Here is a 5,616-nt window from a genome sequence, read left to right as displayed (position 1 = left end):
GGCTCGGTCGTCACGACGTCGGGATTGCCGCAGGGGCAGCGGTGACCGATGTCGTGGATCGCCCGCGGTTCGCGGCCGAGCTGGGCGGCAATGGCGGCCTCGTCAGCTGGATCGATCATTCGCCCTGACTCATCCACTCTGGTTCATTCACTCTGATTCATTCACTCTTGGTCACGCCGTCGATCTCGGTCGCGGGACCCTCGCTGGGGGGTGGCGGGCTGCCGGCGAGCTCGACCGAGGTCCAGGCCTCCGACCACCACGCGGTGGGAACGGTCTTGATGACCTCGTCGGGGTCGCTCAACGAGGCCTGGCTCTCCAGGGGCTTGCCGTCCTCATCGAGGACCAGCAACCCGGTCTGGCCGGGCATCAGGTAGCCGAAGCGCGCCCGCGCCTGCGCCTGCTTGAACGCCGGGTCCTGCCAGCGCTGTTTCTCGCGCTCGAGGGCGTTGATCGCGGTCTCCCGCTCGGCGATCGACTGCTTGAGGTCGCCGATGTGCGCGCGCTGCTGGAGATAGGCGCGCAACGAGGAGGCGTACGACACCGTCAGCACGGCCAGCACGAGCACCAGCACCGCCGCGCGGCCGGTGAGGCGCGGACGGCGGGTGCTGTCTCGCTCTCGACCACCCCGTGCCGGCGTGAGCGTCTCGGTGTCGCCTCGGCGTGGCGCAGTGGAACGCGATCGTGCTGCGGGCCGCCCAGGGCGGGTCGTCCGAGTGCCCGGTCTCGTGCTGCCGCCGGGTCCGGCCCGGGGAGTACGGCGCTGGGAATCCATGGCAGCAGTCTGCCTCGGGCGCCCCCCGAATCCCGGGGGAACGCGCCGAGGTCGGCTCAGGCCGTGAAGCGTGGGAACGCGCCTCGACCGGCGTAGCGTGCCGCGTCGCCCAGCTCGTCCTCGATGCGGAGCAGCTGGTTGTACTTCGCCACTCGCTCGGAGCGTGCGGGAGCCCCGGTCTTGATCTGGCCGCAGTTGGTGGCGACCGCCAGATCGGCGATGGTGGTGTCCTCGGTCTCACCGGAGCGGTGGCTCATCATGCAGCGGAAGCCGTTGCGGTGGGCCAGGTCGACCGAGTCGAGGGTCTCGGTCAGCGATCCGATCTGGTTGACCTTGACCAGCAGCGCGTTGGCCGACTTCTCCGCGATGCCACGACCGAGGCGCTCGACGTTGGTGACGAACAGGTCGTCGCCGACGATCTGCGTCTTGTCGCCGAGCAGCGCGGTCAGGGTCTTCCAGCCCTCCCAGTCGTCCTCGTCGAGCGGGTCCTCGATCGAGACGATGGGGTAGTCCGCGACCAGCGAGGTGTAGTAGTCGATCATCGCCTCGGACGACTGCTTCTTGCCCTCGAAGGAGTACTTCTTCTTGTCGTGGAACTCCGAGGCGGCGACGTCGAGAGCCAGCCCGAAGTCCTTGCCCAGCTTGAACCCGGCGCTCTTGATGGCGTCCGCGATCAGGTCGAGCGCAGCGCGGTTGGAGGCGAGGTCCGGGGCGAAGCCGCCCTCGTCGCCCACGCCGGTCGCGAGTCCCTTCTTCTTCAGCACGGCCTTGAGCGCGTGGTAGACCTCGGCGCCCTGCTGGAGCGCCTCGGAGAAGGTCGCGGCGCCGATCGGGGCGATCATGAACTCCTGCACGTCCACGTTGGTGTCCGCGTGCGCCCCGCCGTTGAGGATGTTCATCATCGGCACCGGCAGCAGGTGGGCGTTGGGTCCGCCGACGTAGCGGAACAACGGCAGGCCGGCCGACTCGGAGGCGGCGCGCGCCGTGGCGAGCGAGGCACCCAGGATCGCGTTGGCGCCGAGCTTGGACTTGTTGGGGGTCGCGTCGAGGTCGAGCATCGTCTGGTCGACGAGGCGCTGGTCGTCCGCCTCGAGCCCGACGATGGCACCGGAGATGTTCACGGCGACCGACGTGACGGCCTTCTGGACACCCTTGCCGAGGTAGCGCTTCCCACCGTCGCGCAGCTCGACCGCCTCGAAGGCGCCGGTGGATGCCCCACTCGGGACGGCCGCACGGCCGAAGGCGCCGTCGTCGAGGAGGACCTCGACCTCGACGGTGGGGTTGCCTCGGGAGTCGAGGATCTCGCGGGCGCCGACAGCTGCGATGGAAGCCATGTTCAGGGTGCTCCTGGGGTCGAGAAGAGGATCGATGGTCGAGTGCCCATCACCCTAGCGTTCAGTCTTCGCCCGTCTCCGCGGCCTCCGCGGCCTCCGCGGCCTCGGCGGCCTCGGCGGCCTCGGCGGCCTCGGACAACTCGCGGCGTACGGCGTCGCGCAGCGCCTGCTCCGGATCGATCCCCGCCGCCCTCGCGTCCCGGACGAGGTCGAGGAGGCGCTCGCCGACGTCGCGGGCGGGCCGCTCGAGCGGGCGGTCGGAGGTCCCCGACCGCGCCAGCCGCTCGAGCACCTTGTCGGCGTACAGCAGGGCCGGCAACCCCGGAGGCAGCCCGTCGGTGACCGACGAGCGGGGCTTCTCGCGGGCCTTCGCGACCTGCCACTGCTCGTTGACCTCCCTGGCCGACAGTGCAGTAGCTCCATCATCATCACCATCGCCAGGGGCGAAGACGTGCGGGTTGCGCCGCATCATCTTCTCGATGAGTCCTGCAGCGACGTCGTCGATGGTGAAGTGGCCGGCCTCGCTGGCGATCGTGGCGTGGAAGTAGACTTGGAGGAGGACGTCGCCGAGCTCCTCGCGGAGGCGCTCGGGGTCACCGAGGTCGATGGCCTCCAGCGTCTCGTGGGTCTCCTCGAGGAGGTAGCGCGCGAGCGACCGGTGGGTCTGCTCGGCCTTCCACGGGCACTCCGCCCGGAGCCGACGCATCACCTCGATGAAGTCGACGAGCGGCTGGCCCTCAGCCACCGCAGCGCTGGCTGGCAGGCAGGGAGCGCGCGTAGTCGGCCATGGCGGCTTCCCGCTCCGCCTCGGCAGCCATGTTCGCCATCCCGGCACGCGCTCCGTCGCTGACCGCGAAGGACAGGCTGGTGTCGACGGAGGCCAGCGTCCCGTCCTTCACCTCGAGGCCGTACTTAGGGTCCAGGTCGATCTCGTTGCTGGCTGTCCACGTGGCGAAGACATCGGCGCCGGCCTGCGCAGCCTGCTCGGCAGTGGGCTCGGCAATGCCCTCGTCCGCCAGCTTCGACCGCCCGACCTGGGACTCGACGTCGGCGACCAGTGCCGGCGTGCTGGCCAGCTCGATGTAGTCCTCCCGCACCTCCTCGGGCATGGCGGACGCGGCGCGGGTGCTGTCCCCCACGGCATTCTGGTAGACCCCGGACGGCGTGACGTCGTAGTCCTCCGCGATCTGCTCTGCCTGCGCACCTTGGACCAGCAGCCGCACCGCGATCTGACGGATCTCGATCAACGCGACGTCCGCGTTCTCGGCCGCGATCTGCTCGGAGAACGCCGTGCAGAGGTTCTGCGCCACGTCGTCGATGCGCGAGGTGCCGATCGTCTCGTCGCCCACCTTGGCACCCACGCCCGGCGAGGCGCTGCCGGCGCAGCCGCTCAGCATCAGGGCGCACAGGGCAGAAGCAACGGCGGTGAGGGGGCGGTGCTTGCTCACGAATTCACTCCAGGATCACGACGAGGTGGTGGATGGATCGATGATGTCGTCGATCACATGTCGCGCCCATTCAAGCAGGGCGATCCCGTCGATCGGCTTCGCCCCGAGCACACCGGTCACCGGGCGCGGGACGAGGATGGCGCTGACCGGCGCCTTGACGATGCTCCTGGGATAGACCCGGTTGAGGCGGACGACCCGGGAGTCGGGCAGGTCGACCGGCGCGAACCGGACGAACTTTCCTGCCAGCGTGATCTCCGTGACGCCGGCCTGGCGGGCGCGGGCCCGGAAGCGAGCCACGATCAGCAGCGACTCGACCTCGATCGGGGGCTCGCCGTAGCGGTCGGCCATCTCCTCCCGCAGCCGGTCGACGTCCTCGTCAGCACGCACCTCCGCGAGCCGCTTGTACATCTCCAGCCGCAGCCGCTCCGAGGGGATGTAGCTGTGTGGGAGGTGCGCGTCGACCGGGAGCTCGATCCGGACCTCCCTGACCTCGGCCTCGCCCTCGCCCTTGAAGTCCTGCACCGCCTCGCCGACGAGGCGGACGTAGAGATCGAACCCGACGTCGGCGATGTGTCCCGACTGCTCCCCGCCCAAGAGGTTGCCGGCTCCCCGAATCTCGAGGTCCTTCATCGCGATCGCCATACCGCCGCCGAGGTCGGAGTGCTGGGCGAGCGTCGCCAACCGTTCGTGGGCCGTCTCGGTGAGCGGCTTGTCGGCCGGGTAGAGGAAGTAGGCGTAGGCCCGCTCGCGGGAGCGGCCGACGCGACCACGCAGCTGGTGCAGCTGGGAGAGCCCCAGGGTGTCGGCGCGCTCGATGATCATCGTGTTGGCGTTGGAGACGTCGAGGCCGGACTCCACGATCGTCGTGCAGACGAGCACGTCGAACCGCTTCTCCCAGAAGTCGAGCATCACCTGCTCGAGCTGGTGCTCGCCCATCTGGCCGTGCGCCGTGGCCACCCGAGCCTCCGGCACGAGCTCGCGGATGTGGGCCGCTGCCTTCTCGATCGAGTTCACCCGGTTGTGGATGAAGAAGACCTGGCCCTCACGAAGCAGCTCGCGCCGGATCGCGGCCACCACCTGCCGGTCCTCGTAGGCCCCGACGTACGTCAGCACCGGGTGCCGCTCCTCCGGTGGCGTGGTGATCGTCGACATCTCCCGGATGCCGGTGACCGCCATCTCCAGGGTCCGTGGGATCGGCGTCGCGCTCATCGAGAGCACGTCGACGGAGGTGCGGAGCCGCTTCATCTGCTCCTTGTGCTCCACCCCGAACCGCTGCTCCTCGTCGACGATGATCAGGCCGAGGTCCTTCACCCGGATGTCGGGGTTGAGCAGCCGGTGCGTGCCGACGACGATGTCCACCTCGCCGGTGCCGAGGCCGGCGATGACCTCGCGGGCCTCCTTGTCGGTCTGGAAGCGGGAGAGACCCTTCAGCACCACCGGGAAGCCGCTCATGCGCTCGGCGAAGGTCGAGAGGTGTTGGGTGACCAGCAGGGTCGTGGGCACGAGCACGGCGACCTGCTTGCCGTCCTGGACCGCCTTGAACGCAGCCCGGACCGCGATCTCGGTCTTGCCGTAGCCGACGTCGCCGCACACGAGTCGGTCCATCGGGACGACCTGGCGCATGTCGGCCTTGACCTCGTCGACCGTCGTCAGCTGGTCGACGGTCTCGTTGAACGGGAACGCGTCCTCGAGCTCGCGCTGCCAGGGCGTGTCGGGACCGTACGCGTGTCCCTTCGTCGCCTGCCGGGCGGCGTAGAGCTTGATCAGCTCGGCTGCGATCTCGCGGACCGCGCGGCGCGCCTTGTTCTTGCGCTTGGTCCAGTCGCCGCCGCCGAGGCGGTCGAGGCTGGGGTTCTCGCCACCGACGTAGCGGGTGACCTGGTCGAGGGTGTCGGCCGGGACGTAGAGCATGTCGTGGGGGCCGCCGCGCTTGCTGGCGCCGTACTCCAGGACGAGGTACTCGCGGACCGCGCCGCCGATCTCGCGCTGCCGCATCTCCACGAACCGGCCCACGCCGTGCTGCTCGTGGACGACGTAGTCGCCGGCCTTGAGCTCGAGCGGG

Annotated in this window: 5 protein-coding genes; all 5 read right to left on the bottom strand. The window is 69.6% G+C overall.

Going from position 1 to position 5,616, the window contains the following annotated elements:
• Positions 1–157 precede the first annotated feature (157 nt).
• Entirely contained in the window at positions 158–772 is a 615-nt protein-coding gene (locus tag JWN68_RS06010) for a septum formation initiator family protein (protein WP_297736129.1), read from the bottom strand.
• Positions 773–828: 56 nt separating this feature from the next.
• Entirely contained in the window at positions 829–2,106 is a 1,278-nt protein-coding gene (gene eno / locus JWN68_RS06005) for a phosphopyruvate hydratase (protein WP_297736125.1), read from the bottom strand.
• A gap of 61 nt (positions 2,107–2,167) precedes the next feature.
• Entirely contained in the window at positions 2,168–2,851 is a 684-nt protein-coding gene (locus JWN68_RS06000; RefSeq protein WP_297736122.1) for a MazG family protein, read from the bottom strand.
• Positions 2,844–3,554, bottom strand: a complete 711-nt coding sequence (locus JWN68_RS05995; protein ID WP_297736119.1) for a hypothetical protein — start codon at positions 3,552–3,554, stop codon at positions 2,844–2,846. Before JWN68_RS05995 ends, JWN68_RS06000 begins: the two co-directional genes overlap by 8 nt.
• Before the next feature lie 15 nt (positions 3,555–3,569).
• Positions 3,570–5,616 (bottom strand): transcription-repair coupling factor (gene mfd / locus JWN68_RS05990; RefSeq protein ID WP_297736115.1); only part of this gene is annotated, 2,047 nt, incomplete at its 5' end.

Source organism: Nocardioides sp., from assembly GCF_025964975.1.
In the GTDB taxonomy this organism is placed as follows: Bacteria; Actinomycetota; Actinomycetes; order Propionibacteriales; family Nocardioidaceae; genus Nocardioides.
The sequence above is the reverse complement of the archived record's forward strand: the minus strand, read 5'-3'. Positions and strand labels throughout refer to the sequence as shown.